Annotated in this window: 4 protein-coding genes; all 4 read left to right on the forward strand. The window is 60.3% G+C overall.

The window, feature by feature from the left end:
• On the forward strand, positions 1-905 hold a 905-nt coding region (locus ACE3OH_RS21575), incomplete at its 5' end, for a Mu transposase C-terminal domain-containing protein (RefSeq protein ID WP_374358137.1).
• A 58-nt stretch (positions 906-963) separates the two neighbouring features.
• Positions 964-1,680 carry an AAA family ATPase gene (locus ACE3OH_RS21580; protein ID WP_374358140.1) on the forward strand — a complete coding sequence of 239 codons (717 nt, stop codon included), beginning with the start codon at positions 964-966 and terminating at the stop codon, positions 1,678-1,680.
• Positions 1,680-1,898, forward strand: coding sequence for a hypothetical protein (locus ACE3OH_RS21585; protein ID WP_374358143.1), 219 nt, complete (start codon positions 1,680-1,682; stop codon positions 1,896-1,898). The genes ACE3OH_RS21580 and ACE3OH_RS21585 overlap by 1 nt, the downstream gene beginning before the upstream one ends.
• Positions 1,888-2,514, forward strand: a complete 627-nt coding sequence (locus tag ACE3OH_RS21590) for a hypothetical protein (RefSeq protein ID WP_374358146.1) — start codon at positions 1,888-1,890, stop codon at positions 2,512-2,514. The genes ACE3OH_RS21585 and ACE3OH_RS21590 overlap by 11 nt, the downstream gene beginning before the upstream one ends.
• The last annotated feature ends 10 nt before the right edge of the window (positions 2,515-2,524 follow it).

Here is a 2,524-nt window from a genome sequence, read left to right on the forward strand (position 1 = left end):
TGCCCAGCTATGTTGGTGCGGCGATGGATCGCGAGGCACGCCTGGCGCAGTTCAAGGTTACACGCCGTGCGCTTAAAGCCGGCGGGGCGATGCCGCTAATGCCCTGGGACTTGTTCGTTAGCTGGTGCCAGCAGCGGATCGACGATTACAACGCACGCCCACACCGCAGCCTTGGCAATACTTCGCCTGATCTCGCCTGGCGTGCTTTTGAAGCGAAGGGCTGGCAGGCGCTGCGCCTTGATAAATCCGAACTCGATACGCTGTTCCGGCCACGCGTTACTCGCGCCCTGCGCCGCGCCGAAATCCAGCTATTCAACAACATCTACTTTGCGCGGGAACTCGAGGAGTTCCACGGCATGGAAGTGCACGTCGCCTACGATATTCACGATCCATTGCAGGTTTGGGTCTATCTGCCCAGCGGCCAGCTGCTCTGTACCGCCCAAGCCAACGGTAATCGCAAGCATTACATGCCGGTGGCTGCGGTTGAACAAGCCCGGCAGGAGCGCGCCAAAGGCCGTCTTGCCCGCGTTGATGCCAAGCGTGAAGAGATCCTTGAGGAGCTTCACGGCGGGCCGGCGCTTAGCGCCCCGAGTGCAAGCCAGATCGTCATTGGCGGCCGCGTCATCGAGCACGAGTCCATTTCGTCAAAACCGGAACCCGTCAAGATCACCGCGCCGCAAGCCATCCCGAGCCGTTCTGACGAATTGCAGGCACGCGCTGCCGGAATCGTCAAAACCGTTTCTCGTTCGGAGCGACCCGCTGCCGAGAACTATGCCGAGTGGCTCGCCCTTGATGCCCGCATGCGCGCCGGTGAAGCCCTGAATGAAGCCGATGCCCGCTGGCATCGCAGTTACCCGCAATCGGCGCAATACCGCGCCGAGGCAAAGAGAAAGGCCGCCGCGTAGTGCAAGTACGCGACGGCCTATGTAGCAACGTAAAACGTCACAACAGGAGCTTTTAAAGATGTCACAAACCGCTCAAATTCACAACCTTGGCCTTGTCCGCACCGCTGCGGAACGGCTGGCCAGCCGCACTGCCGGCTTGCCCGGCATGGCTGTACTGTACGGCCCTGCCGGTTGGGGGAAAACCACCGCTGCAATGGCCATTGCGAATGAGCACCGCGCCTACTTTGTTCAGATGCGCTCGGCCTGGAGTCGCAAGACCCTGCTTGAAAAGATCGTGATCGAAATGGGGGCGAAGCCGGCCGGAACGATTCCCCAGCTGCTCGACCAGGTCGTCGAGCAACTGGCGGCTTCCGAGCGGATGCTGATGATTGCTGCGTTCGACTACTGCGCAAAAAACGACGGCATGGTCGAATTGATCCGCGATATCTACGAGGGCAGCCAGGCTACGCTGCTGTTGCTTGGGGAGGAACTGCTACCGCAAAAGCTGAAAAAGTGGGAACGCTTTCACAGCCGGGTGCTTTCGTGGATTCCTGCCCAGCCGATCACGCTCGCTGATGCGGAAATGCTTTTGCCGATTTACTGCCCGAATATCCATGTCGGTACCGATCTGCTTGAGCACCTCGTCAAGCTTTCAGGCGGTAGCGTTCGCCGGGTATCGGTCAACCTTTCTGATATCTGCGAGAAAGCCTCGCTGGAGGGCTGGGATCGCGTTACCCGTGCGGAGTGGGGTGACCGCGCGATCTACACCGGCGAGGCCCCCCGGAGGGCTGTGTAATGGCCACTGCACAGATGCTCCCATCCAACGCGGGTCGCCGCGTTTTGATCAATATTCACCGGGGCGAAAATCCCGAGTCTGGCATCACCAATCCAGCCGTGGTGCTCGATAGCCTGCGCACCCGTGGTCTCCTCGATCTCGGCAACAAGCTGACGGAAGCCGGCTGCGCCATGGTTGTTCGCCTCACCCAAAAACCGGAGGTGCGCCGTGGCTCGTAAACCAATTTCTACCTACGCGGGGGGCAAGGGGCCACGCCAGTTTATCTGGGAAGCGATTCGCGCGATGGGTACGGAGGCCGAGTGGGATAAATACACCATCGCTCGCCGCGCTGATGTTGAAGACCAGACGGTCGGCACTTATCTCCAGGCCCTGGTGAAAGCCGGAATCGTCATTGAAACCCGGCGCGAAAAACACGGCAATGTGGCGCAGGTGGTCTGGTACCGGCTTGCTCAGGACAAAGGCCTGGATGCGCCGCGCCTGCGCCGTGACGGTAGCCCCGTCGTGCAAGGGCTCGCCCAGGAGCAAATGTGGCGAACCCTGCGCATGATGAATTCGGATACGAATTTCCGGGAGCTGGCCGCCCATGCGTCAACGCCCGATGTACCGGTTGCTGCCGCTGCTGCCTCTGACTATCTGCAAGTGCTTTTTCATGCAGGTTATTTGACACAGACGCGAGTCGGCGGGCCGGGCAAGCAGGCTCGCTACAAGCTGAAGAAAAATACAGGGCCGCGCCCGCCGATGGTTTGCCGCACCCGCGTGCTTTATGACCCGAATGTCGGCGAAGTGGTGTGGGCGGCTCATGTTACCGAGGAGGATGCGATCTATGCCGCTTAACAGCAAACAT

It is taken from the genome of Chitinimonas sp. (assembly GCF_041904975.1).
GTDB lineage: Bacteria > Pseudomonadota > Gammaproteobacteria > Burkholderiales > Chitinimonadaceae > Chitinimonas.

Coding starts and splice junctions, on each gene's coding strand:
- ACE3OH_RS21585 (WP_374358143.1), top strand. CDS start 1,680: ATGGCCACTGCACAGATGCTCCCATCCAACGCGGGTCGCCGCGTTTTG.
- ACE3OH_RS21580 (WP_374358140.1), top strand. CDS start 964: ATGTCACAAACCGCTCAAATTCACAACCTTGGCCTTGTCCGCACCGCT.